Source organism: Flavobacterium ponti (assembly GCF_042652765.1).
In the GTDB taxonomy this organism is placed as follows: domain Bacteria; phylum Bacteroidota; class Bacteroidia; order Flavobacteriales; family Flavobacteriaceae; genus Flavobacterium; species Flavobacterium ponti.
In genome coordinates this window covers 422,970-445,905 of record NZ_JBHSGW010000001.1, presented here as the reverse complement: position 1 = coordinate 445,905, position 22,936 = coordinate 422,970, and the positions used below count along the sequence as shown (strand labels likewise).

Below are 22,936 nucleotides of genomic sequence, written 5' to 3'. Positions count from 1 at the left end.
GTCAAAATTTAAATCCGTTTATTCTTCATTGAGTAAACGGATTTTTTACTTTACTAAATTAGTTATCAACAACTTACAACATTTCGTAACATTTAGCGTTAAATTTGTACTTATAATCATCAATCAAATCAAAATCAATTATCATGTTAAAACGTTTTTTTATTCTTTGCTCTGGTGTCGATAAAGACATTGTTCAAAATTGTTCTGATGGAGAACAAAACAAATATGCCGGAATTGGAGCCACAGTTTTTTTTACAGCAGTTATGGCTTTCTTGGCAGGTTCTTATGCACTTTACACTGTTTTTGACGACTACTATGTGGCTATTTTCTTTGGCTTAATTTGGGGTTCACTTATTTTTAATTTGGACAGATTCATAGTTTCAACTATCAAAAAAAGTGATAATTTTATGGATGAATTTATTCAAGCAACTCCAAGAATTGCTTTAGCCATCATTATTGCAATCGTAATTTCAAAACCTTTAGAAATCAAAATCTTTGAAAAGGAAATCAATACAGTTCTCTTGAAAGAAAAAAATGCAATGGCTTTGAATAACAAAAAAGAAGTTGCTAATTATTTTCAAAGTGATTTGGACAAAAATAAAGCTCAAATTGACAGTTTAAAATCAGACATTACTAAAAAAGAAAAAGAAGTTAACGATTTATATGCTGTTTACATTACAGAAGCTGAAGGAACAGCTGGAACAAAAAAATTAGGAAAAGGTCCTGTTTACAAAGAGAAAAGAGAAAAACATGATGCTAGTTTGCAAGATTTAACTACTTTAAAAACTACTAATCAAGCTAAAATAGCCGATTTAGAAGCTAAAGCAAAAACATTACAAGCTGATTTAGATAAAAAAGTTTCTGAAACGCAACCTATAATCGATGGATTCGACGGTTTAATGGCACGAATTAATGCTTTAGACAAATTGCCTTGGCTACCTTCATTTTTCATTATGTTATTGTTTTTAGCCATTGAAACCTCTCCAATTATTGCCAAATTATTATCACCAAGAGGAGAATATGATTTCAAACAAGAAGATAAAGAAATGGGCATTATAAATGTCATTGCCCAAAATAAATATCAAAGTGAATTACAACGCAAAACCGATGCTGAAATTTATGATAAAGTGTATGAAGATATTAAAGACGACAAAGAACTTTATGACTACAAGAAAAAAGGTGCTATGGAATTGTTAAAGCTTCAAGCGGATGGATTTGTAGAAAAGCAGAAAAAAAGTATGTAATTTTAATCAACAAAAAAGAACTCTAATAACTTATAATTATAGGGTTTATTTTTCAATTTCAGCTTGTAGTTTTTTGGTCAAACTTTTAAAAACCAATTCATAAGAGTGGTTGATTAACTCTAAAATCATTTTATCAGAAACATCATTATTAAAATCAACTGTGTTCCAGTGAATTTTACTCATATGCCAACCTGGTTTTATAGCTTCATATTGTGCTCTTAACTCTAATGCTTTTTCTGGATCACATTTTAAATTTATCGCTGGAATTCCTTTTTCCCAATTGGATAATGAAGTTAAAGCAAACATTTTTCCACCAACTTTAAAGACTAAAGTATCTTCATCAAACGGAAAATGTTCGGTTACTCCTTTTTTGGATAAACAAAATTCGTATAGTTGTTGAATGTTCATGTTGATTTTGAATTAGATTGTTTGTCCAAAAGTTAGAAGTGTTCCATTTGGGTCTATTATAGCAAATTCTTTTTGATTCCAAGGTTTTGTTTCTAATGCTCCATTGGGATGAATTTTTACTTCTAAATCTTGTAATTTTTGATAGTATTTTTCAATTTCTGAATTAATTCGCAAATAAATCATAAAATCGGATTTTTCTGGGAGGAATGTTGGATAAGAGAAGAAATGTATTTCCACATTATCACAGCTTAATAGCAAATAATCTCCATAATCTGAAAGAAATGAAAAACCTAATTGATTTATATAAAAATTCAATGTTTTCTGCTTGTCAATAAACGGTAGTTTTGGAATTACTGTTGTTATCATAGCCTATTTAATTATCCTTTCCATCAATTTTTCAGGATTAGCCAAAGCTTTGAATCCAAATTTTTCATACAAAAAGTGAGCATCTGAAGTAGCTAATCTCCATATTTTTACTTGATTTAATTTTGGTTCATTCATTATAGCTTTCATCAAAAGATTAGAATATCCTTTTCCTCTGTGTTCGTCTACAATAAAAACATCCATCAAATAAGCAAAAACTACATAATCGGTTACTAATCTTGCAAAACCAATTTGTTCATCATTCCAATAAACTCCAAAACAAAAAGAACTATCAATTGTAGTTTGTACATCTTCAATAGTTCTTCCTTTTGCCCAGTAAGTTTCTTTTAAAAAATTATGAATAAAAGAAACATCAAGTTTATCTTTATCTGTTAAAATGGTTATCATATAGAATACTTACATAATTTTATACAAAATAGGCTTACTCGGACTTGCATCATTCTCAAAAGAAGCGAATTGTAAATTTAATAAATACTTTCCGTCTTCAACTTTATCATCAACGTAAATTAATTCTGTTATGGTACAGTTCATTCTTGCATCATCGTTCAAATTATTGACATCTTTTACATTCCAAAAAGCTTTGTGTGCCAATAATTTCCCTTCATCGTGTTCTTTATCAACACTTGGCAAATCAATTAATAAATGCTGAATTCCTTTTTCTCTAATAAAAATAGCAGCTTCTTCGGCCAAATAAGGTGGATTTGTATTTGAATATTTTAAATGCTTTTTAGTTTCAAAATTTGGAAGTGTTCTTATTATTATAGCTTCAGGTGAATTTCCTTTTAAAGCTTTTTCTATTTGTTTCTTCGAAATAATTAAATCTTCTCCCACTTTTTCTGGTTGAACTGAAATCACTTCAGCTAAAAAGAAAAACTGTTTCAAACATTGATTGATGCTGTAAAAATCTCTTGTAATATGTCCTAAACATTCCGTATGTGTTCCATGTGCGTGTGGATTGAAGAAAATATTATTGAAATTGGTTGATGAATTTCCTTCTGAAACTTTTCCAATCCAATCGTCCATTTTTACGGGTTCTATTTCTGGAATTCCTTGGTACCAAGCTATGGGATTTTTTTTGTCATTGCTTAATGGAATGGATATATCAATGGGTTTTGATAGATCGATTTCAAAGGTTTTATTTTGATGTGAAATAATAGTTTTCAAAAGAATAATTTTAATCCAAATTTACTAAAAACAAATCACTTGCAATTCCATCACATAGAAACTTTCCTTTTTTGGTGGTTTTTAGAATATTATTTTCAATTTCTAATAAATTATCATTGATAAATCTTTGGCTTTGTTTGTTTAAATAATTCAAAGATTCTTGTCCGAATTCTGATTCAATTCTTTCTAAAGAAACACCCCAAATGGTTCGTAAACCTGTCATAATGTATTCATTGTAACTGTCTTCTTTGGTAAGTTTTTCTGATGTTAATGGTAATTTATTTTCTTGAATAGATTTGATATACAATGCATTATTTGCAATATTCCAGCTTCTTGATGTTCCATCATAACTGTGAGATGATGGTCCAATTCCGATGTATTTTTTACCTAACCAATAACTCGAATTGTTTTTTGAAAAATAGTTTTCTTTTCCAAAATTAGAAAGTTCATAATGAATGAATCCGTTTTTCTCAAGAGTTTCTACCAAAATATGAAAATGTTCTTGAGCAACTTCGTCATCTGGTTCTTTTACAATTCCTTTTTTGATGAAAGTATCTAAAGCAGTTTTGGGTTCAACTGTTAAAGCATAACTTGAAATGTGTGGAATATTAAATGAAAGAGCTTTTTCAATGTTTTGTTTCCATTTTTCGTTACTCATGCCAGGAATTCCATAAATTAAATCCAAGGAAATATTATCAAAATATTTAGTTGCAATTTCCAAACATTTTGAAGCTTCATCTGCATTATGAGCACGATTCATCATTTTTAAATTATCTTCAAAAAAAGATTGAATTCCGATTGACAAACGATTGACTTGATTTTTAGATAATTCTATTAATCTTTCTTCAGTCAAATCATCTGGATTGGCTTCAACAGTGATTTCAGGATTCTCTAAAACTTTATAATTTTTATAAACTTCATCAATCAACAACCTAATATTTTCAATTGATAAAATACTTGGAGTTCCTCCACCAAAATAAATGGTTTCGATAGTTTCATTCTCAGCTTCATTTTTACGCATAGCAATTTCCTTAGCTAATGCAAAAATCATTTCGTCTTTCTTTTTCAATGAAGTAGAAAAATGAAAGTCGCAATAATGACATGCTTGTTTGCAAAATGGTATGTGGATGTAAATTCCTGACATAAAAAAAGCAAGTTAAACTTGCTTTATTAAATTAGTAACTTGAATATACTGTTTTAAATGTTCCGTTTGTTACTTGGGTCTGATTACTATTTACGGGGTTTGTTGCAGTAAAACTGAAAGTTCCAGCTAAGACTGTAATTTGAGATCCAATTGTTTTTTCAGTAATTGTCAAAGTCCCTGAACAATTATAATCATCATGATAATCAGTTGCAGTATTATAAACTGATAAAATAGCTTTATTGTTAGTTGAACTAGAGGTAAAAGAATATGTACCTTCAGATGTAGTACTTTGATTAATAATTATAGCGATATTATTTTTATCTGAATTATAGAAGTTTAATCTAATATCAGAACCTGGAAAAAAACCTCCTTCTTGATCTTCACTTGAACTGTACCAATCTTCATTGTTTATTTTTGCATTTAACCATAATCCTGAAACAGCTGGAGTAACTACTGAATATTTTACAAGAAAACTTCCAGAAATGTTTACAAATGCAGAAGTTAAATCATGTTCGTCTTCATAAACTTTCCCTGAAAAATTTACTTCAACAGTTTTGTTTGTTTCATCAAAATTGACCATTTCAAAATTAAATGATTCTTCAGAGTAATAAGCTTGAGAATATCTTGATGGTACAGAAAAATCAGAAGAATATGTACTAGCACTTCCTAAATTTCCTTGTGCATTAAACTCAAATTGTAAGCTTTTACCTTGAGAAGTTGCAGCAGTTACAGCTAAACTGTTTTCACTTCTATATGCTTGCCAAGAAGTTACTGTTAATACTTGGCTATCGTCTGTATAATTAAAATACTCAGTTACTGATTGCGAATTGTTGCCATCATCAGACGAACAAGAGAAAATTGAAATTGTTAATGCGACGAAAAGAATTAATTTTAAATGTTTCATATATAAATTTTTTTCAAATATATATTATTTTTAAATATCATATGATATAAATATTTTAAAAAAAACATCAATTTCAATTAGCTATCATTATGGGTCTTTAATGTTCTACTAAAAATAATTTAAATGAAAATCCAACTAAAACTCTTCCAACATTTGCAATATCAACAAAAAATAAAGGTGTAGATTTAAAAAAATAATTATAATAACAAATATTAATCTTTTATTGAAACTTTTGAATTTAAAACTGTAGTAGAGCTAAGCAAATCAAGAAAACTATAATATTGCAAATAGTCCTTTTAAATATAAACAAGAAGAATAAATTGTTTTAATTAAAAGAGGTGTTTCATTTATTTTTTATTTTTTAACTCTATCTTCATTCTGTTTCACAAAAGCGTCCCAACCAGAATAACTTTTTTCACCAACCGTTTTTCCTGAATTGAAAAAGTGGCAAACAGCTGCTGCTAATCCATCCGTAGAATCTAGGTTTTTGGGTAAGGTTTTTAATCCTAAAAGTTGTTGGAGCATTTTAGCTACTTGTTCTTTGCTGGCATTTCCGTTTCCGGTGATTGCCATTTTTATTTTTTTGGGTTCGTATTCTGTAATAGGAATGTCTCTTGAAAGTCCAGCTGCCATAGCCACTCCTTGTGCTCTTCCCAACTTCAACATAGATTGTACGTTTTTACCAAAGAAAGGTGCTTCAATAGCAATTTCGTCTGGATGAAAGGTTTCTATTAGCTCAATGGTTCGTTCAAAAATGATTTTTAGTTTTTGATAATGGTTGTCGTATTTGGATAATTGCAGTTCATTGAGTTGCAAAAACTCCATTTTTTTGTTGACTACTTTAATCAATCCAAAACCCATGATGGTTGTTCCTGGGTCAATTCCTAATATGATTCTTTCGTTTGACAATTTTTAGTTGAAAGTTTAAAGTTTAAAGCTTAAAGTTTGTTTCTTTGTAATAATGATTGCTATTTCTCACAAAGCTAAACAATTCTTTTTGGTTACTGTCAAACTTTTGATTGTAAGTGGAGCAATTTATTATATCTATTGGCATTTTAGTGGTGACAAAAAGATTGATTTTAATCAGATAAAAGGTTATTTGAATTTAAAAACAATTTTAATTCTGACACTTTTTTCTTGTGCCAACTGGATTTTAGAAATTTTTAAATGGAGACATTTGGTTTCGTCATTCAATGAAACTTCTTTTTTTAAAGCGATGGAACAAAGTTTAGGTTCTTTGACTGCTTCTATTTTTACTCCTAATCGAATTGGAGAATATGGTGCCAAAGCTTTATACTTCCCAAAAGAAAATACCAAACAAGTTGTGCTTTTGAATTTTATTGGAAATAGTAGTCAAATGGTTATAACTACTGTTTTTGGAGTTGTTGGTTTTAGTTTAATTGGTTTCAATTTGTTTCAGTTTGTTTCAGTTTGGATGATTTTTGGTTCTATAATTGTTGGAATTTTAGCAATTTATTTATTTAGAAATATAGAAATATATGGTTTTTCGATAAAAAAATTAATTCAAAAAATTGGTTCATTTTCAAATAAATTTCATCTTAAAAATCTTTTATTTTCGACTTTCCGATATTTGGTTTTCTCTTTCCAATTCTTATTATTGTTATTAATTTTTGAAATTGATCTTGACCTTGATATTGCTCTTGGAACTATTTTTACCATGTATTTTTTAGCATCTATAATTCCGACTATTCATTTTTTGGATGTTGCTGTTAAAGGAAGTGTAGCATTATTTTTATTTAGCCAATTGGGTGTTGAAGATTGGAAAATTGCTGCTATAATCTCGATAATGTGGATTTTTAATTTGGTTTTGCCTTTGCTTGTTGGAAGTGTTTTTGTGTTGAACTATAAACCTTTGCGTAAATGATTTTAGTAGTATTTTATTTAACTCTGTTGATTTATGTAATTTTTATTAGTGCATTTATTTTAGGTTTTGGCAAAATAAAATCAAAGATATCAGAGTCAAAAAATCCTAAAACGACATTTTCTATTATAGTTCCTTTTAGGAATGAAACTGAAAATTTACCTCAACTTTTGAAATCTATTTCTTTATTAAATTATCCGAAAGAATTGTTTGAAGTGATTTTGGTTGATGATGACTCTTTTGAGGAATTTAGAATTCAAAATTTAGAATTTAGAATTCAGATTATAAAAAATATTCGAAAAACTAATTCTCCAAAAAAAGATGCTATCAATACTGCGATTGCAATGGCTAAAAACGATTGGATTATAACAACTGATGCTGATTGTTTGGTTCAAAAAAATTGGTTAAAATCTTTTGATAATTTTATTCAGAAAGAAAACACAAAAATGGTTGCTGCTGGAGTTTGTTATTTACCAAAAAAAGGATTTTTACATGATTTCCAAAATTTAGATTTTTTGAGCTTGCAAGGTGTTACTATTGGAAGTTTTGGTATTCGCAAACCGTTTATTTGCAATGGTGCTAATTTTGCTTATGAAAAAGCGTTTTTTAACAAACTGAATGGTTTTGAAGGAAACTCAGAAATTGCAAGTGGTGATGATGTTTTTCTATTACAAAAAGCATTGAAATTTGATGCTAAATCCGTTGGATTTTGTACTGATAAAGAAAGTATAGTTGTTACAAAAAGCGTTTCGAGTTGGAAAGAGTTGTTTTTTCAACGAGTTCGTTGGGCAAGTAAATCGAGTGCTTATGTGGATTGGTTTTCTAAGAGTTTAGCTATTGTAGTTTTCCTAACGAATTTTTTCTTGGTTGTTGGTTGTTGGTTGTTGGTTGTTGGATTGCTGAGTTATGAAAATTTACTTATTTATTTTGGCATTAAATTTTTGGTGGATTTTATAATGATTCAAAAATCAGCTAGTTTCTTTAATCAACCTGTTCGGTATGTTTTAATTTCTAGTTTTATTTATCCTTTTTTTACAAGTGCTGTGGCTTTGTATTCGCTGTTTGGAAAATATTCTTGGAAAGGAAGAGTTTTTAGAAAATAGTGCTCCGTATTTAGGAACTAGTTGGTAGTTAAAAACATTCTTTCATGAAAAAGTTTATTATGAAAACGGATTTCATAGCCCTGATAGAAACGGCATCCTTTTTGTTTTTTCTTTAAAAACAAAAAGATATAGTGGATAGCAGGAAATAGCTCCAAAAAAAACTACTTTTTCTTTATAATTACTGGTAAAATAAATTGAGTTTTTACTTTCACACCTCTTTTACTTGCTGGTTCAATAGGTGGAAAATTAGACAAACTACTTTGGATAATACTATCAATTTCTTTTAAGTTGTAGTCTAAACTATCTTTTGATTCTTGGGTTTCAAAAATTGTTGATTTATCTGGAAAAACAGTCACTTTCACTTGAATAGTATCTATGTTTGGATATAACATTTGAATGGAATCAACACTGATTTTTTGCTGTATTTCTTGGGATAGATAGTCAAAAAAACATTGCTTTTGTGCTTCTTTATTTTGCATGGTATCACAAGCATAAACGGAAGGATATTCGTCCACTTCACTCCAATTTATTTTTTGAAGTTCTTGTTGCAATAGTTCATTTTCATCAGGTACTTTTTTATCAAAAAGCTGACAAGAAACTATAAGAAATAATAAAAGAAGACTAAGTTTTTTCAATTTTTTTGTTTCTTTTTTAAATAATCTTCATACGTTTTACTTAACCATTCTTTTTGGTTCTTCATGGCTTCCTCTTTTTCTTTTGGGTACAATTTAGCAAAACGTTCTGAAAATATAGCAATTTTTACGGTATAAGTATAGAATTGTTCTTCAGATAAAATCTCATTATTATTTGCACCAGCTTTTTGATGAAATTCCATAAATAATTCATCAAACTGTTTTAAAGAATAATTGATGACTTCTGGTCTATATTTTTGGTATAATGAATCTTTCAAAATTTGCGAATCTGATTTATTTTGAGCCACAATCACCATTGAAAAAAACAAAAAAATGTAAACTATATTCTTTTTCATAAATGAAATTAATTACCAAAAATAAGGTTTTTTATTTTTAATGAAATTAGGAAGCACAAAAAAAACCGCTAATTGCTTAACGGTTTTGTGTTTTTTATTGTTTTTCTATTGTTGGTACTGGAGGTGCTGGTGGAGGTGGTGGAGCAATTCTGAACATTATTGGCTGAGCATAAGAAACTTTTACCGGCTTACCTTCATAAATTCCAGGTTTGAATTTTGGGAGTAATTCTATTATTCTTTTGGCTTCAGCTTGAATAATTTCTGAACCTTCTTTTCCTTTTGTTCTAACATCCACAACATTTCCGTCTTTATCAATATTAAAAAGAACTATTGTTCTTCCTTCCATATTTTTATCAAGAGCTTCTTTTGGATAATTGAAGTTTTTTCCAATATGTTCATTCATAGCCTTCATAAAACACTGTTTTGCTTCTTCACCTTCACTTGTAGAACAACTTTCAAATTGTGGAATTTGTTCGATTGTTGCAAAAGGAACTTCTTTTGACTTTTCTGCATTTTTATTAGATTTTTCTTGGGCTACAACAGTTGTAGAAAACAACATTAATGACACCACTGTCATGGGAACAACTACTAAGTACTTCATCATTCCGGCTTTTTTGGATTTTGATTTTTGTAACATAACTAAACGTTTTTTGATTAATGATTGATTGTAAAAATTATTGGTTAATGTAATGGAATTCACTTCAAAAATTTGACATATTAAGTTTTCGTAATAACTACTTTTATTTTCGGAAATACTATCTGAATCTGCTTCAAATTCGTGGATTTCAACTATTCTTTTTTGGAAAAAAAAAATTAAAGGATTGAACCAAAAAACAATTTTTAAAAACTCTAGAAATAATAAATCTAAAGAATGTAATTGGTTTTGATGTACTTTTTCATGCTTAATAATGGTATCTAAATTTTGATTTTCTTTTCCAATAAAAATATAATTCAAAAAAGAAAATGCTTGTTTTGAATTTTCAATTCTATATATTTTTGTATCGTTAATTATTTCAAGGGTTGTTTGTTGTTTTAATTTGAAAATCTTAAATAATTTAAAGATGAAAAAAGATAGAAATACTAAAAATCCAATTCCGTAAACAATATTTAAACTAGTTTGAAAAGAAATATTCTCTGTTTGATTTTCAACAAAACCTGCATTTGACAATACAACTTCTTTTAATTGAAAAACATATTGCTGTTGAGCTTTTCCATGAATTGGTATTTTCAATAAAGGAATTATTAATGATAAAACTGTACTTCCTAAAAGATAAAAACGATTGGCTTTAAAAAAAGTTTCTTTCTTGAAAAACAATTCAAAAACTAGTAAAAAAAGCAACTGCAAAATGACAGTTTGCAAACTATAAATTAAAAAATCATTCATCTTCTTTATGTTTAATTTCTTTAATAATTTGTTCGATATCGGCTAAATCCACGTCATTTTTCTTAACGAAGAATGAAACCATATCTTTAAATGAACCTTGAAAATAATTTTCAACCAACTTGTTAATTGAAGAATTACTATATTCATTTTTCTTTAAAATTGGAAAATAAATATATCCTTTCCCTTCTTGTAAGTGATTCACAAAACCTTTGGTTTCAAGGATTCTTATAATAGTAGAAACAGTGTTGTAAGCAGGTTTTGGTTCTGGAAGTTGTTCTATAATATCCTTTACATTTGATTCTTTCAAATCCCACAAAACTTGCATTATTTCTTCTTCTGCTTTGGTAAGTTGCTTCATTGTTTTGAACTATGTTTTTAGTTTGATAATTCAAATATAAACTAAATATTTAGTTTAAACTAATTTTTTAGTTTAAAAGTTTATAAAAAAACACCAAATTAAAAAATGGTGTTATTATTTAATTATTTTTTTTCCTTAAAAAATTAATTTAGTTTAAATATTATTGGCAAAGCAAAAGAAACGTTTACAGTTTTTCCTCGTTGTGTACCAGGTTTAAACTGAGGTAATAACTTTACTATTCTAATTGCCTCTTCTTCTAATAAAGTTCCTTCCCTTGGTCCTCTTGCTCTTACATTCGTAACATTACCTTCTTTGTCTATTATGAACATTACTGTTACTCTTCCTTGTATATTATGTTCTCTAGCTAATGTTGGATATACAAGATTTTTAATTATATGAGCGTTGATTTCTTGTTTGAAACATTCCATACCATTTTCTAATTCAGTACTTTCACAGGATTGAAATTGTGGAATTTTTTCTATAACTGCAAAAGGAATTTCCTGAACCTCATTGGTTTCTTCCGCTTGAATAGCTGGAACAACTTCTTGAGCAAATCCAATTGATGAACAAAATATAAAAAGCATCAAGCTTAATTTAATTGCAAAAACAATCCAATTTTTCATAAATTATATTTTAGATTAGCTAATAAAACAAATATATACTTTTTTTGTAATTAAATAAATCATTTCAATATGGAATATGCCTTACTAATTTTTGGACTACTTTTAATTCTTTTAGGAATAGTGGGTAGCATTTTACCAGCTTTACCAGGACCACCAATTAGCTGGGTTGGTCTTTTATTAATTTATTTAATTCCAGCTATTACAATTAATTATTGGGTTTTGGGAATCACTTTGGTTCTAACCATAGTTATTGCAGTGTTAGATTATGTTTTACCATCAAAAGGAACTAAACATTTTGGAGGAACAAAATATGGAATTTGGGGAACTAATATTGGGTTAATTATTGGTTTGTTTTTTCCACCATTAGGTTTTATTATCGGACCGTTTATTGGTGCTTTTGTGGGTGAACTAATATATAATTCAAAAAATCCAAAAGGTGCTTTTAATGCTGCAGTTGGTTCTTTTCTTGGCTTATTAGCTTCTACTTTTATGAAAATACTATTCTGTTTAGTTTTACTTGGAATTTACCTTGTGGTTTTCTTTAGCAATTTAGATATTTGGTTTTAACAAAAAACCACCTGAAACTTTCATTTCAGATGGCTTTTCAAACTTAACTTAATCTAATTTTCTAATTTATTATTAGTTTTCGTTTGACAACTAATTTATTTTGTGTTTCTATTTCAATAAAATAAATACCTGAATTTAAGGCTGACAAATCAATTGATTTTGTTATTTCATTAACTTTATTTAAACGAATTACTTGTTTTCCTAACATATCAATTACATTCACATTGGCAATAACTTCATTTGTATTATCCAATGAAATAGTTACTTGATTTTTGGCTGGATTTGGATACATCGTAATATTACTTTCATTAAATGTATCAACCGCTAAAGCTGCAACAAATTCAGTTGCAAATGTGTTAGTAACGATTGCTGGATTGTAATCAAAATAAATATTTGCTGTATTCGGAATAATATCTCCAATTGCATAACCTGGTTTTGGTTTTACTTTAAAAGTAATATAACCTTTTCCTGTAGTAGTATTAGCAACTGAAACTGGTAACTGAATGTTATCAAAATACCATTTCAAACTTGTTCCCATTCTTTCTAATGTATATTCATGACTTGCGTCTAACATTCGGATTGAATTTTCATCTAATTTTGCATCAAGTATATCTTCTACTCTCACATTTACTGCACTTGCTGTTCCTGTATTTTCAAATCTAATGGTGTAAATTAAATAATCTTCAGAAGTAAATGAACTGTGTAAAATTTGTGTTCCTCTTGATTCCATTTTATCATTTGGATCATAAGAACCAATTATAATTTGTGAACTTGAATTTGAATTATTCAAAGGAACTACATCACCCGTTAATGGTGTAATATTTACTGAATTGGTTAATAATTGACCCAATTGCACTGATGGAATTGTTGGCACTTGCATTGTCACATCCATTGAACGGATTTCAAATGGCAATAAATTAGAATAATCATAAGTAAAACCAGCAGCATTAGCAACTGTACCTGTTTGTGTAATATTTGTAATTACTACGTTAGGGTCTTTAGCAAAAGTAAGTGTTCCAGTTGGAATTGCTTGACTACCTAGGTTAGCATAAACTATTTTTTCTTTGTATGTAAATCCTGGTCTTGGTTGTTGTAATGGAACTATGTACGTAGCAACATCTAAATAAGGTTGTGTAATCGTTACCGGAAAATTATAAGTTTGTAATCCTCCACCAGCAATTATCATCAAATCTTGATAACTTGGAGTAGTAACGCTATAATACGAAGCATATTCTGGCAAAATACTATATGAAACATCATAACTATTTGTTGGATTGTTTTCATATATAGTATATTCTCCATAAGGTGAAGTCACATTGATATTATTTCCACTATTGTTTAATTGATAACTGAATGTTCCAAGAGGAAAATTAATTTCTCCTGTATCTTGTGCTCCATTTCCGTTAACATCTAAGAATGCATTAAGATTTAAACCAGAACAATCAATATTAGCAGTATTTCCTTGTGTTTGAGAAATTTTAATATAACCTGGTTGGTTACTAAAATTTGTTACCATTATTAGGTAATATTGACCAGGAAGAGCATTTGTAATACTTAATGTTTCTGTAGCACTTGCAGAATAACTACATCCTACTACATTATTCATTGGCATATTACAAGCATTACCTAATGAAGCAAATGGTCCGTAACAAATATAATCCACATCTAAATTACTAACACCAAAATTAATGTCTGTACTTTGTTGAATTAAAAACTGTAAATTTCCGGCAGAACTTACTGGTAAATAAAACCAAGTAGGGTTTGGTTGTGAGTTTAAACAGGCATAATTATTTCCAGGCTCTGCAGTTACACCTTGAAAAGTATTAACAAAAGGCTGTCCTAAAGCATTACATAACGAATTTGCTTCTGAACACACATAAGCATTATTACAAACAGCAAAAGCCTTTAAATTTATTTTAAAAATTGTTTCACAAGTTGAATTAGTGTAAGTTGCCCTAGCAAAAACAAATGTACTCACTGGCTGCAATCCTACACTATATGCTGTTGGGTTTGCAATAGGATTTAAATTATTAACCGCATTAGCTTGAGAAGTATAATAAGTAACTACTGAAGGGCTATTCATATTTATAACTGCATCTGTTAAATCAAAAACAACTTGACCATCTAAATCATCGTCGCAGTTATTTAATGTTGCAATAGATAAATTTGTATTTATTATTGTTGTTTGTGCATTTATTACAAAATAAGCTGTTTGATAATTTGAAGGATTTGCGTTTTCTTGAACTCTTACATAGATTGCTTGACTACTTGTAGTTATACAATAGTTAGAAGGATTAGTTATAACATCAGTATTAGAAGCTGCACCAGAAACAGTTGTGTGATAAGAAACCGTATATTCTGAAGGATTTAAATTTCCTAGAGCAGGACTTGTATTTTGTGTTAAATCGAAACAAGCTGAACCGTTCTCCAAACATGCATTTAAAGAAGATACTTGGCCTATTTGTAAGCATGGAGCAGTTTGAAAAGTAAATGCACTCCAAGCACTTTGCTCTGTTGCAGAACAAATTGATCTAATCTCATAGGTAATTGTACTTCCACATTGAAGTCCTGTTAAAACATATGGGTTGAAAGAAACATTTGTTGGAGGAATAACACTTACACCATTCATACTTGCTTTTATTTCCCATTCTGTTGCAGTACCTGATTCTGTCCAACCTAAAACAGCTGAATTATTTGTAATACTTGAAACCATTAAATTTGTTGGAGCAGGGCAATTTGGATTATTACAGTTTTGAATAATTAAGTATAAATTAGTTATTGTATAACATCCTGTCAAAGCATTTTCAACTCTAACGTAAAGTGTCATTGGTGATGGAACAATATTTTGATAATATGAAGGAACAGCATTCATTCCAAACTCTGCATCTAGAGAAGTTTCATGAATAGTTACTATCATATTAGTCTGACCGTTTGAATAAGAATTATAAACTGAAGTTAAATCAAAAGTCGCAAATCCAGTATTATTTGGATCACAAGCAGTAATTGTCTGTGGAGATGCAACTGGAGTAGGATTAACCGTCAAATCATAAATTACAACTTGATAAACACTAGTTACTGTATTTAAGTATCTAGCATAAATAGTTTGAGGATTTGAAATATTTGTATAAGTATTAGGAAGAGGATTTGTTCCGTTAGCAGCATCAATTTGAGTTAAGTGATGAGTAACTACAATGTTTTGAGAATTTCCCATAATTTCTGACGAAATCTCTTGCATAAAAAAAGAAGCAAAGCCATCATTATTATCATCACAAACATTATTAAATTGTGTGGGTTGAAATGGACTTTGCGCAAAAATTGCAGTAAAACTTAAAAGGAATACTAAAAGTAAAGTTTTTTTCATAAGATTAGTTTTTTGAATGATAAATCTATAAAATTAATTAGAATAATGATTCTAAGAATTAGAATTTATTTGTTTTCAATTAGAATTTGCAAAATAAATAGCTAATCAATATGCAATATACTAATTTTTAATCATTTAAAATGAATTCGTAAAAATGAATAGAAAAAAATTTGATACTGTCCAAAAAAACAAAAAAGCCATCCCTAATAAAAGGAAAAGCTTTTCATCGGTTTAACTACTAAACCACGGTCAACGTTACAAAGGCTGACCAAACAACACAACTAATCTTTGATGCTTATTTTGGGCAAAAAAGCGATTCATTTCTGAATCGCTTCTCCCAATTTTAGCGGTCTGGACGGGACTCGAACCCGCGACCCCATGCGTGACAGGCATGTATTCTAACCAACTGAACTACCAAACCATTGCTTTATTGCGGTTGCAAATATAAGACGCTTTTTCAATTATACAAACGTTTTTGCAAAAAAAAATTAATTATTTTTTAGGTTTTTATCCAAACTTTTGTTTTTCAACAAGATATGTGGTTAAAATTTTTTCAAAATTTTCTTCTATTGAAACAGGAATATATTGAATTTGATATTGCATGCAGGTATTCGCTATCGTTTTATTGTATTCAACTACCTTCTTTTCATATTCTTGTTTAATATTTTCTGCAAAAAGATTGATTTCTTCACCTGATTCAACATCAATAAATTTCCTTGGTTTATTATCATAATCAAAATCTACTTCTGTTTTTTTATCATACACATGAAATAAAACCACTTTGTGCTTGTTGTGTTTTAAATGTTGTAAGGCTTTAAATATCTTTTCTTCATCTTCTTTTTGAAACATATCAGAAAACAAAATAATCATGGAGCGACGATGAATATTTTCGGCAATTTGGTGTAGAAATGTAACTGTGTCTGTTTGTTTTTGTTCTGGCTTACTCTCTAATACTTCTTCCAGCTTACTCAAAATCATTCTGTGGTGACGATCACTACCTTTTTCGGATGCATAATATTCATAATTGTCTGAATAAATACTTATTCCAACTGCATCTCTTTGCTTTTTAAGTAAATTCATTAAAACAGCCGAAGCCAAAACTGAAAAACCTATCTTATTTTGATAGAAAAGCTCGTTTTCTGCCAACTTTGGATAATGCATGGAAGAAGAGTTGTCTAAAATTAAATGACATCGCAAATTGGTTTCTTCTTCGTAGCGTTTTGTGTATAATCTATCTGTTTTTGCAAAAAGTTTCCAATCAATATGACGTGTGCTTTCTCCAGGGTTGTATATTTTGTGTTCGGCAAATTCGGCTGAAAATCCATGAAAAGGAGATTTGTGCATTCCAGAAATAAAGCCTTCAACAATTTGATTGGCTAATAATTCTAAATGTTCAAAACTGGATATTTTTTGTAATTGCAATTCTATCTTCATGTATCAAAGATAATTTGAAAATTTGAAAATAAAGATAATTTGAAAATAAATTAACAAATGGAAGCTCTTTTAGCCCTGATGGGAATGGCATCTCCCGATTCATCGGGAATAGAATGGACAGCAGGAATTACATAACCAAGTACAAAACGACCATTCGCTTGAAAAAAAAATAACTAAATTTTTTAGATTCTGAAACAAGTCAGAATGACAAAATTGGGAATAAAAAAAGGCTCAACTTTCGTTGAACCTTTGATTTCTTTTTCAAAGATATTATAGTAACGCATCGATTGCGTCTGTATATGTTTTCTTAGGAGCAACACCTACTTGACGACCAACTACTTCTCCGTTTTGGAAAATTAATACCGTTGGAATGTTACGAACACCATATTTTGCTGCAAATTCTTGGTTTGCGTCAACATCTACTTTACCAACTACGGCTTTTCCTTCATATTCTGAAGAAACTTCATCGATAACTGGTCCAACCATTCTACATGGTCCACACCAAGCTGCCCAAAAATCTACTACTACTGGTTTTTCTGACTTCAAAACTACTTCATCAAAAGTAGCATCTGTTATTGCTAATGCCATTTTTATTTTTTTTATGTTTGTTATTTATTGTTCTAATTTCAAATACAAAGTTAGAAATAAATATACCAACTTTTGTTCTTTAAGATAAATTTTACTTATAGTTTTATTTATAAATTCTTTAAAACTGCCAATAAAAGTTCTCCTTTTAAACGAGTTGTGTAGTTTGGATTGATGTACATGAATTCAATTTCGCGTTTTTCATTTAAGACATAAACCGTTGGAACAGGAAGAAAACCTGGATTTTTTCCTTCTGAATATTTGTCTAATTTTGGTTTATCTTTTTTAAAAGCTACTCCAATGGCTTGAGCAAATTTTCCTTCACTGTCTGAATATAAACTGTAATTTAATTTATCTTCGGATGCTGTTTCTTTAAGGAATTTTGGAGCATCTGGACTAACAGCAACAATTTGATATCCTAAATCTAAAATGTCTTTTTCAATATCTTGCATGTCTGCTAATTGTCTGTTGCAATAAGGACACCAACCTCCACGATATACTACAAGAACTGTTTTTTTATTGAATATTTCTTTAGTAGAAACTTCTTTGTTTTCAATGGTTCTTAATTGTATTTCGGGGATTTTTTCTCCAATTAATAATGGACTAACATCTTCTGGTGAATCTGCTATTTGAGCTTGCACATTGAATGCAAATGCTAACAGTATTATTGCAATTAATTTTTTCATAACTAGTCTTTTTTTAATTTATTATTGCAAAGATAGTACCGAATATTTTTTTGGCTTGTTGGGTAGCTAACATTAATTCAATTTAAAGTTAATCTGCATTTTTTCCAACTCAGCTAACAACTCATTTGAAATTTGAATTTTCATTTTTCTACTAGGCATACTCAATTTTGTAACCACAATAATTTCTTCTTCAATGGTTGTTTCAACTACTGTGGCTGTTTCTTCTTCATCAGTTGATTCGTTTAAAATTAATTCTTCCTCATTTTCATCCTCAGAAGGTTCAAAAGCTTGAATTTCTGAAACCACTTCTTTCTTGATTTTTTCCAATTCCATTACTTCAATTGTAACTTGATGATCACCTTTACTTTTAGTAAATAATTCATTCAAGGATTGAATCATTTTTTCTTGAAGTTCAGTAATACTAAATTGAATGATTAGCTTTTTAGCATAGGTTGTCAATACATCTTGAAGCATTTTAACTTCTAAAAACTGTAACCTTGGATCACCTTTTTTTCCTTCTTGATTTGTCCATCCCTCTTTGACATTAAACCGAATGAATGTGAAGTTATTTTGAATTAAAAAATGTCGGAATTTCAAATATTCTTCACCAAAAATTCGGAATTCAAAACTTTCATCATAACCCTCTAAAGAAAACATTCCCCAACCCTTTCCGTTTTTAGCAACTCTATGTTCCACTTTTGTAATGATTCCACCAACACTTATATTTTTACCAACTTGACTATTCAAATCGTTTAATTCTTGTAATCTAGTATTGCAAAAATATTTCATTTCGTATTTATAATCATCTAATGGATGTCCTGAAATATAGATTCCAACTACTTCTTTTTCTTTGGCTAATTTTTCCATGGTGCTCCACTCATCACAAGGTGGCACCACTGGTTCTGCAATTTGAACTTCTGAAGCATCACCAAATAAACTTACTTGCGATGAATTTTCATTTTCTTGAAATTTGGCTCCATATTTAATGGCTTTTTCTAAAAATGTAATTCCGTCTCCATCATCATGAAAATATTGTGCTCTGTGCGTATCGGTGAAACAATCAAAACCTCCAGCTAATGCCAAACTTTCAAAAGCTTTTTTATTTGCTGCACGTAAATCGATTTTCTTGGCAACATCAAAAATAGATTTGTAAGGAGCATCTTTTCTATTTTGAACTATAGTATCAACAGCATTTGCTCCAACACCTTTTACTGCTCCCATTCCAAAACGAACCGCATAATTTTCGTTTACAGTGAATTTATAATAAGATTCATTAACATCTGGACCAAGAACATCTAATCCCATTCGTTTACATTCTTCCATAAAAAAAGAAACTTGTTTGATATCGTTCATGTTATTGGAAAGCACAGCAGCCATATATTCAGCTGGATAATGTGCTTTTAAATAAGCCGTTTGATAAGCAATCCAAGCATAACAAGTTGAATGTGATTTGTTGAAAGCATAACTTGCAAAAGCTTCCCAGTCTTTCCAAATTTTCTCTAAAATCGTTGCATCATGACCTTTTGCAGAAGCTTGTTCCACAAATTTAGGTTTCATTTTATCAAGGACATCTTTTTGCTTTTTACCCATTGCTTTACGCAAAACATCGGCTTCACCTTTGGTAAAATCGGCTAAAGATTGCGACAAAAGCATCACCTGCTCTTGATAAACTGTAATTCCGTAAGTTTCTCCTAAATATTCTTCACAAGCATCTAAATCGTATTTGATTTCTTCTTCTCCATTTTTTCTTCTAACGAAAGATGGAATATATTCCAATGGTCCAGGACGATAAAGTGCATTCATGGCAATTAAATCTCCAAAAACTGTGGGTTTTAAATCCTTCATGTATTTCTGCATTCCAGGAGATTCATATTGGAAAATACCAACCGTTTCACCTCTTTGGAATAACTCATATGTTTTTTCATCATCAATTGGAAATTCATCTGGATTTAGTTGAATTCCTGTGCGATATTTTACTAGTTTGACTGTATCTTTAATTAAGGTTAATGTTTTTAACCCTAAGAAGTCCATTTTTAACAATCCAGCACTTTCGGCAACTGAGTTGTCAAATTGTGTTACATATAAATCTGAATCTTTTGCCGTTGTGACTGGAACATAATTGGTAATATCAGAAGGTGTAATGATAACTCCACAAGCATGAATTCCTGTATTTCGCATGGAACCTTCAAGAATTTTTGCTTGTTGAATGGTTTCTCCAGCTAAATCTCCTTCATTGGCAATGGCAATTAATTCTTTTACTTTATCAAATTCATCTGAACGCAATGCTTTTTTTACATCATCTTCTTTTTCGGAAATAAATCGAGCTAAATTCCATTTAGAAGGCATCATTCCTGGAATTAATTTGGCAATTCTATCCGCTTCAAATAAAGGTAAATCCAACACACGTGCTGTATCACGAATAGCTGATTTTGTTGCCATTTTACCATAAGTAATGATTTGTGCTACTTGATTTGCTCCATACTTATTGATTACATAATCCATGACTCTTCCACGACCTTCATCATCAAAGTCAATATCAATATCGGGCATCGACACACGGTCAGGATTTAAGAAACGCTCAAAAAGTAAGTCGTATTTAATAGGATCAATATTTGTAATTCCTAAACAATAGGCAACAGCTGAACCTGCTGCCGAACCACGACCTGGTCCAACGGAAACATCCATTTTTCGAGCTTCTGCAATGAAATCTTGTACAATTAAGAAATAACCTGGATAACCTGAATTGGAAATCGTTAATAGTTCAAAATCCAATCGTTCTTGAATTTCAGGTGTGATGTCTCCATATCTTTTTTTAGCACCTTCCATGGTTAGATGACGTAAATAGGCATTTTCTCCTCTTACTCCATTGTCCTTTTCATCTTCTGGATTTATAAATTCTTGAGGAATATCATATTTTGGAAGTAATACATCTCTATATAATGAATAGGTTTCAACCTTATCTACAATTTCTTGAATGTTGATAATCGCTTCAGGTAAATCAGAAAATAGTTTTTTCATTTCTTCTTCCGATTTGAAATAATATTCTTGATTTGGTAAACCATATCTGTAACCTCTACCACGACCAATTGGTGTAGCTTGTTTTTCACCATCTTTTACACACAATAAAATATCGTGAGCATTGGCATCTTCTTTATTTAAATAATAGGTATTGTTTGTTGCAATTAACTTGACATTGTGTTTTTGGGCAAATTCAATCAAGGTTTTGTTGACACGATTTTCATCTTCTTGACTGTGTCGCATGATTTCCAAATAAAAATCAGCTCCAAATTGTTCTTTCCACCAAATTAAGGCTTCTTCAGCTTGATTTTCTCCAATATTTAATATTTTACTCGGAATTTCACCATACAAATTCCCAGACAAAACCATGATATCTTCTTTGTATTTTTCAACAATGTTCTTATCAATTCTTGGCACATAATAAAATCCATCTGTGTAAGCTAGTGAAGACATTTTGGCTAAATTGTGATAGCCTTTTTTGTTTTTCGCTAATAAAACTACCTGATATCCATTGTCTTTTTTGGTTTTATCAGCATGATTTTCACAAATATTAAATTCGCATCCAACAATTGGTTTTACTTCTGAATCTTCTGGTTCTTCTCCTGCTTCAATGGCTGCATCAATTTTGACTTTAGCTACTTTATTGTGATTCATTACAGCACTCACAAAATGGAAAGCACCCATCATGTTTCCAGTATCTGTCATGGCAACAGCTGGCATTTTATTTTTTGCAGCAGCAGCTACTAATCCAGGAACACCAATAGTTGATTGTAAAACCGAAAACTGGGTGTGATTGTGTAAATGTGCAAACTTGGCTTCTTTTAAATCGCTTTTATCAGCTTCAGAAATGGTAGTTTGCGTATGTTCTTGTTCAATTTTTTGAAGTCGCTTTCTAATATCATCAGAAGCTTTCTTTAAATTGATGTGTTTTAATCCAATTAACTGGATTTCTCCTAAATTATGTTCTTTGAATCGGTGAAAATAATCTGGAGTAACATCTAATTCTTCTTTGGTAAAAACTTCACGTTTTATTAATTCTAAAAAACAACGCGTAGTTGCTTCCACATCGGCAGTTGCATTGTGAGCTTCTGCAAAAGGTTCGTTGAATAAATATTCGTGTAATTCAGTTAACGTTGGTAATTTGTATCTTCCTCCTCTTCCACCTGGTAATTTCAACAATTCTGCAGTAGTTTCTGTACAAGTATCTAAAACTGGCATTTTAGTCATGTCTGAACCAACGTTCATTCGGTGAAATTCACAACCCATAATATTGACATCAAAACCTACATTTTGACCTACAATATATTTGGTTTTAGAAAGTGCAATGTTGAATTTTTCTAATACTTCAATTAAAGGAATTCCTTGTGCTTCGGCTAATTCTGTTGAAATACCGTGAATTCGTTCTGCATCATAAGGAATATTAAAACCATCTGGTTTGACTAAATAATCTTGATGTTCGATTAAATTACCCATTTCGTCATGCAACTGCCAAGCAATTTGAATACATCTTGGCCAGTTGTCTGTATCCGTAATTGGAGCAGACCAACTTCTTGGTAATCCGGTAGTTTCGGTATCGAAGATTAAATACATCTGGAAATAAATTTTTGAATTGAAGTTGTAGATTTTAGCTATAAATCTACATTTTCAAAAATACTATTTCAGAATTTAGAAATCAATTTTAGTTATCAACAAAAATAAA

The 22,936-nt window shown here is 29.9% G+C and carries 21 protein-coding genes and 1 tRNA gene; 4 read left to right on the top strand and 18 right to left on the bottom strand.

The features are described 5' to 3' along the window. Positions 1–143: 143 nt before the first annotated feature. Complete coding sequence (locus ACFO3U_RS01950; RefSeq protein ID WP_379737918.1) at positions 144–1,244, top strand: DUF4407 domain-containing protein; 1,101 nt, start codon at positions 144–146, stop codon at positions 1,242–1,244. Between the two features lie 45 nt (positions 1,245–1,289). On the opposite strand, the gene ACFO3U_RS01945 is transcribed toward ACFO3U_RS01950, so the two are convergent. From ACFO3U_RS01945 to ruvC, 7 genes are all read right to left on the bottom strand, one after another. After that, positions 1,290–1,652, bottom strand: coding sequence for an MmcQ/YjbR family DNA-binding protein (locus ACFO3U_RS01945; protein ID WP_379737916.1), 363 nt, complete (start codon positions 1,650–1,652; stop codon positions 1,290–1,292). A gap of 12 nt (positions 1,653–1,664) precedes the next feature. Next, the gene (locus tag ACFO3U_RS01940; protein WP_379737914.1) at positions 1,665–2,018 is read right to left on the bottom strand and encodes a bleomycin resistance protein; all 354 of its coding nucleotides are present in this window, start codon (positions 2,016–2,018) and stop codon (positions 1,665–1,667) included. A 3-nt stretch (positions 2,019–2,021) separates the two neighbouring features. Then, positions 2,022–2,423 (bottom strand): GNAT family N-acetyltransferase, encoded by a 402-nt coding sequence (locus ACFO3U_RS01935; RefSeq protein ID WP_379737913.1) that lies wholly within the window; start codon positions 2,421–2,423, stop codon positions 2,022–2,024. A 9-nt stretch (positions 2,424–2,432) separates the two neighbouring features. Beyond that, entirely contained in the window at positions 2,433–3,200 is a 768-nt protein-coding gene (locus ACFO3U_RS01930) for a cyclase family protein (RefSeq protein WP_379737911.1), read from the bottom strand. A gap of 10 nt (positions 3,201–3,210) precedes the next feature. Further along, positions 3,211–4,344, bottom strand: a complete 1,134-nt coding sequence (gene hemW, locus ACFO3U_RS01925; protein ID WP_379737909.1) for a radical SAM family heme chaperone HemW — start codon at positions 4,342–4,344, stop codon at positions 3,211–3,213. Positions 4,345–4,375: 31 nt separating this feature from the next. Next, positions 4,376–5,248, bottom strand: a complete 873-nt coding sequence (locus ACFO3U_RS01920; RefSeq protein ID WP_379737907.1) for a hypothetical protein — start codon at positions 5,246–5,248, stop codon at positions 4,376–4,378. A gap of 354 nt (positions 5,249–5,602) precedes the next feature. Next, a complete protein-coding gene (gene ruvC / locus ACFO3U_RS01915) occupies positions 5,603–6,157 on the bottom strand; it encodes a crossover junction endodeoxyribonuclease RuvC (RefSeq protein WP_379737905.1) in 555 nt (184 codons plus the stop codon). A 52-nt stretch (positions 6,158–6,209) separates the two neighbouring features. Between ruvC and ACFO3U_RS01910 the strand changes: the two genes are divergently transcribed. After that, positions 6,210–7,133, top strand: coding sequence for a hypothetical protein (locus ACFO3U_RS01910; protein WP_379737903.1), 924 nt, complete (start codon positions 6,210–6,212; stop codon positions 7,131–7,133). Further along, positions 7,130–8,233, top strand: coding sequence for a glycosyltransferase family 2 protein (locus tag ACFO3U_RS01905; RefSeq protein ID WP_379737902.1), 1,104 nt, complete (start codon positions 7,130–7,132; stop codon positions 8,231–8,233). The genes ACFO3U_RS01910 and ACFO3U_RS01905 overlap by 4 nt, the downstream gene beginning before the upstream one ends. A gap of 161 nt (positions 8,234–8,394) precedes the next feature. Here the strand turns inward: ACFO3U_RS01905 and ACFO3U_RS01900 are convergent, their stop codons facing one another. The 5 genes from ACFO3U_RS01900 to ACFO3U_RS01880 form a co-directional block, all read right to left on the bottom strand. Continuing rightward, positions 8,395–8,868, bottom strand: a complete 474-nt coding sequence (locus tag ACFO3U_RS01900; protein WP_379737900.1) for a hypothetical protein — start codon at positions 8,866–8,868, stop codon at positions 8,395–8,397. After that, on the bottom strand, positions 8,865–9,221 hold the full coding sequence (locus ACFO3U_RS01895; protein ID WP_379737898.1) for a hypothetical protein: 357 nt from the start codon (positions 9,219–9,221) through the stop codon (positions 8,865–8,867). Before ACFO3U_RS01895 ends, ACFO3U_RS01900 begins: the two co-directional genes overlap by 4 nt. 94 nt (positions 9,222–9,315) lie before the next feature. After that, positions 9,316–10,605: a M56 family metallopeptidase gene (locus ACFO3U_RS01890; RefSeq protein ID WP_379737896.1), complete on the bottom strand. Its 1,290-nt coding sequence runs from the start codon at positions 10,603–10,605 to the stop codon at positions 9,316–9,318. Further along, positions 10,598–10,963, bottom strand: a complete 366-nt coding sequence (locus ACFO3U_RS01885) for a BlaI/MecI/CopY family transcriptional regulator (RefSeq protein ID WP_379737894.1) — start codon at positions 10,961–10,963, stop codon at positions 10,598–10,600. Before ACFO3U_RS01885 ends, ACFO3U_RS01890 begins: the two co-directional genes overlap by 8 nt. A 143-nt stretch (positions 10,964–11,106) precedes the next feature. Beyond that, positions 11,107–11,586, bottom strand: a complete 480-nt coding sequence (locus ACFO3U_RS01880; protein WP_379737892.1) for an energy transducer TonB — start codon at positions 11,584–11,586, stop codon at positions 11,107–11,109. A gap of 69 nt (positions 11,587–11,655) precedes the next feature. On the opposite strand from ACFO3U_RS01880, the gene ACFO3U_RS01875 reads away from it, so the two are divergent. Further along, the gene (locus ACFO3U_RS01875) at positions 11,656–12,153 is read left to right on the top strand and encodes a DUF456 domain-containing protein (RefSeq protein WP_379737891.1); all 498 of its coding nucleotides are present in this window, start codon (positions 11,656–11,658) and stop codon (positions 12,151–12,153) included. Positions 12,154–12,214: 61 nt separating this feature from the next. Here ACFO3U_RS01875 and ACFO3U_RS01870 read toward each other — a convergent pair whose 3' ends face one another. From ACFO3U_RS01870 to dnaE, 6 genes are all read right to left on the bottom strand, one after another. Beyond that, positions 12,215–15,514, bottom strand: coding sequence for a T9SS type A sorting domain-containing protein (locus ACFO3U_RS01870; RefSeq protein WP_379737889.1), 3,300 nt, complete (start codon positions 15,512–15,514; stop codon positions 12,215–12,217). Between the two features lie 347 nt (positions 15,515–15,861). Beyond that, positions 15,862–15,935, bottom strand: a tRNA-Asp gene (locus ACFO3U_RS01865). A gap of 86 nt (positions 15,936–16,021) precedes the next feature. Then, a complete protein-coding gene (locus ACFO3U_RS01860; protein WP_379737887.1) occupies positions 16,022–16,948 on the bottom strand; it encodes a DUF58 domain-containing protein in 927 nt (308 codons plus the stop codon). Positions 16,949–17,218: 270 nt separating this feature from the next. Then, the gene (gene trxA / locus ACFO3U_RS01855; protein ID WP_379738153.1) at positions 17,219–17,542 is read right to left on the bottom strand and encodes a thioredoxin; all 324 of its coding nucleotides are present in this window, start codon (positions 17,540–17,542) and stop codon (positions 17,219–17,221) included. 101 nt (positions 17,543–17,643) lie between these two features. Further along, a complete protein-coding gene (locus tag ACFO3U_RS01850) occupies positions 17,644–18,219 on the bottom strand; it encodes a peroxiredoxin-like family protein (protein ID WP_379737886.1) in 576 nt (191 codons plus the stop codon). Between the two features lie 72 nt (positions 18,220–18,291). Further along, positions 18,292–22,827 carry a DNA polymerase III subunit alpha gene (dnaE, locus tag ACFO3U_RS01845; protein ID WP_379737884.1) on the bottom strand — a complete coding sequence of 1,512 codons (4,536 nt, stop codon included), beginning with the start codon at positions 22,825–22,827 and terminating at the stop codon, positions 18,292–18,294. Between the last annotated feature and the right edge of the window lie 109 nt (positions 22,828–22,936).

Excerpts from the sequence above, each read along its gene's own strand:
- ACFO3U_RS01950 (WP_379737918.1), top strand. The coding sequence starts at position 144 with ATGTTAAAACGTTTTTTTATTCTTTGCTCTGGTGTCGATAAAGACATT.
- ACFO3U_RS01945 (WP_379737916.1), bottom strand. The coding sequence starts at position 1,652 with ATGAACATTCAACAACTATACGAATTTTGTTTATCCAAAAAAGGAGTA.
- ACFO3U_RS01940 (WP_379737914.1), bottom strand. The coding sequence starts at position 2,018 with ATGATAACAACAGTAATTCCAAAACTACCGTTTATTGACAAGCAGAAA.
- ACFO3U_RS01935 (WP_379737913.1), bottom strand. The coding sequence starts at position 2,423 with ATGATAACCATTTTAACAGATAAAGATAAACTTGATGTTTCTTTTATT.
- hemW (WP_379737909.1), bottom strand. The coding sequence starts at position 4,344 with ATGTCAGGAATTTACATCCACATACCATTTTGCAAACAAGCATGTCAT.
- ACFO3U_RS01920 (WP_379737907.1), bottom strand. The coding sequence starts at position 5,248 with ATGAAACATTTAAAATTAATTCTTTTCGTCGCATTAACAATTTCAATT.
- ACFO3U_RS01910 (WP_379737903.1), top strand. The coding sequence starts at position 6,210 with ATGATTGCTATTTCTCACAAAGCTAAACAATTCTTTTTGGTTACTGTC.
- ACFO3U_RS01905 (WP_379737902.1), top strand. The coding sequence starts at position 7,130 with ATGATTTTAGTAGTATTTTATTTAACTCTGTTGATTTATGTAATTTTT.
- ACFO3U_RS01895 (WP_379737898.1), bottom strand. The coding sequence starts at position 9,221 with ATGAAAAAGAATATAGTTTACATTTTTTTGTTTTTTTCAATGGTGATT.
- ACFO3U_RS01890 (WP_379737896.1), bottom strand. The coding sequence starts at position 10,605 with ATGAATGATTTTTTAATTTATAGTTTGCAAACTGTCATTTTGCAGTTG.
- ACFO3U_RS01885 (WP_379737894.1), bottom strand. The coding sequence starts at position 10,963 with ATGAAGCAACTTACCAAAGCAGAAGAAGAAATAATGCAAGTTTTGTGG.
- ACFO3U_RS01880 (WP_379737892.1), bottom strand. The coding sequence starts at position 11,586 with ATGAAAAATTGGATTGTTTTTGCAATTAAATTAAGCTTGATGCTTTTT.
- ACFO3U_RS01875 (WP_379737891.1), top strand. The coding sequence starts at position 11,656 with ATGGAATATGCCTTACTAATTTTTGGACTACTTTTAATTCTTTTAGGA.
- ACFO3U_RS01870 (WP_379737889.1), bottom strand. The coding sequence starts at position 15,514 with ATGAAAAAAACTTTACTTTTAGTATTCCTTTTAAGTTTTACTGCAATT.
- ACFO3U_RS01860 (WP_379737887.1), bottom strand. The coding sequence starts at position 16,948 with ATGAAGATAGAATTGCAATTACAAAAAATATCCAGTTTTGAACATTTA.
- ACFO3U_RS01850 (WP_379737886.1), bottom strand. The coding sequence starts at position 18,219 with ATGAAAAAATTAATTGCAATAATACTGTTAGCATTTGCATTCAATGTG.
- dnaE (WP_379737884.1), bottom strand. The coding sequence starts at position 22,827 with ATGTATTTAATCTTCGATACCGAAACTACCGGATTACCAAGAAGTTGG.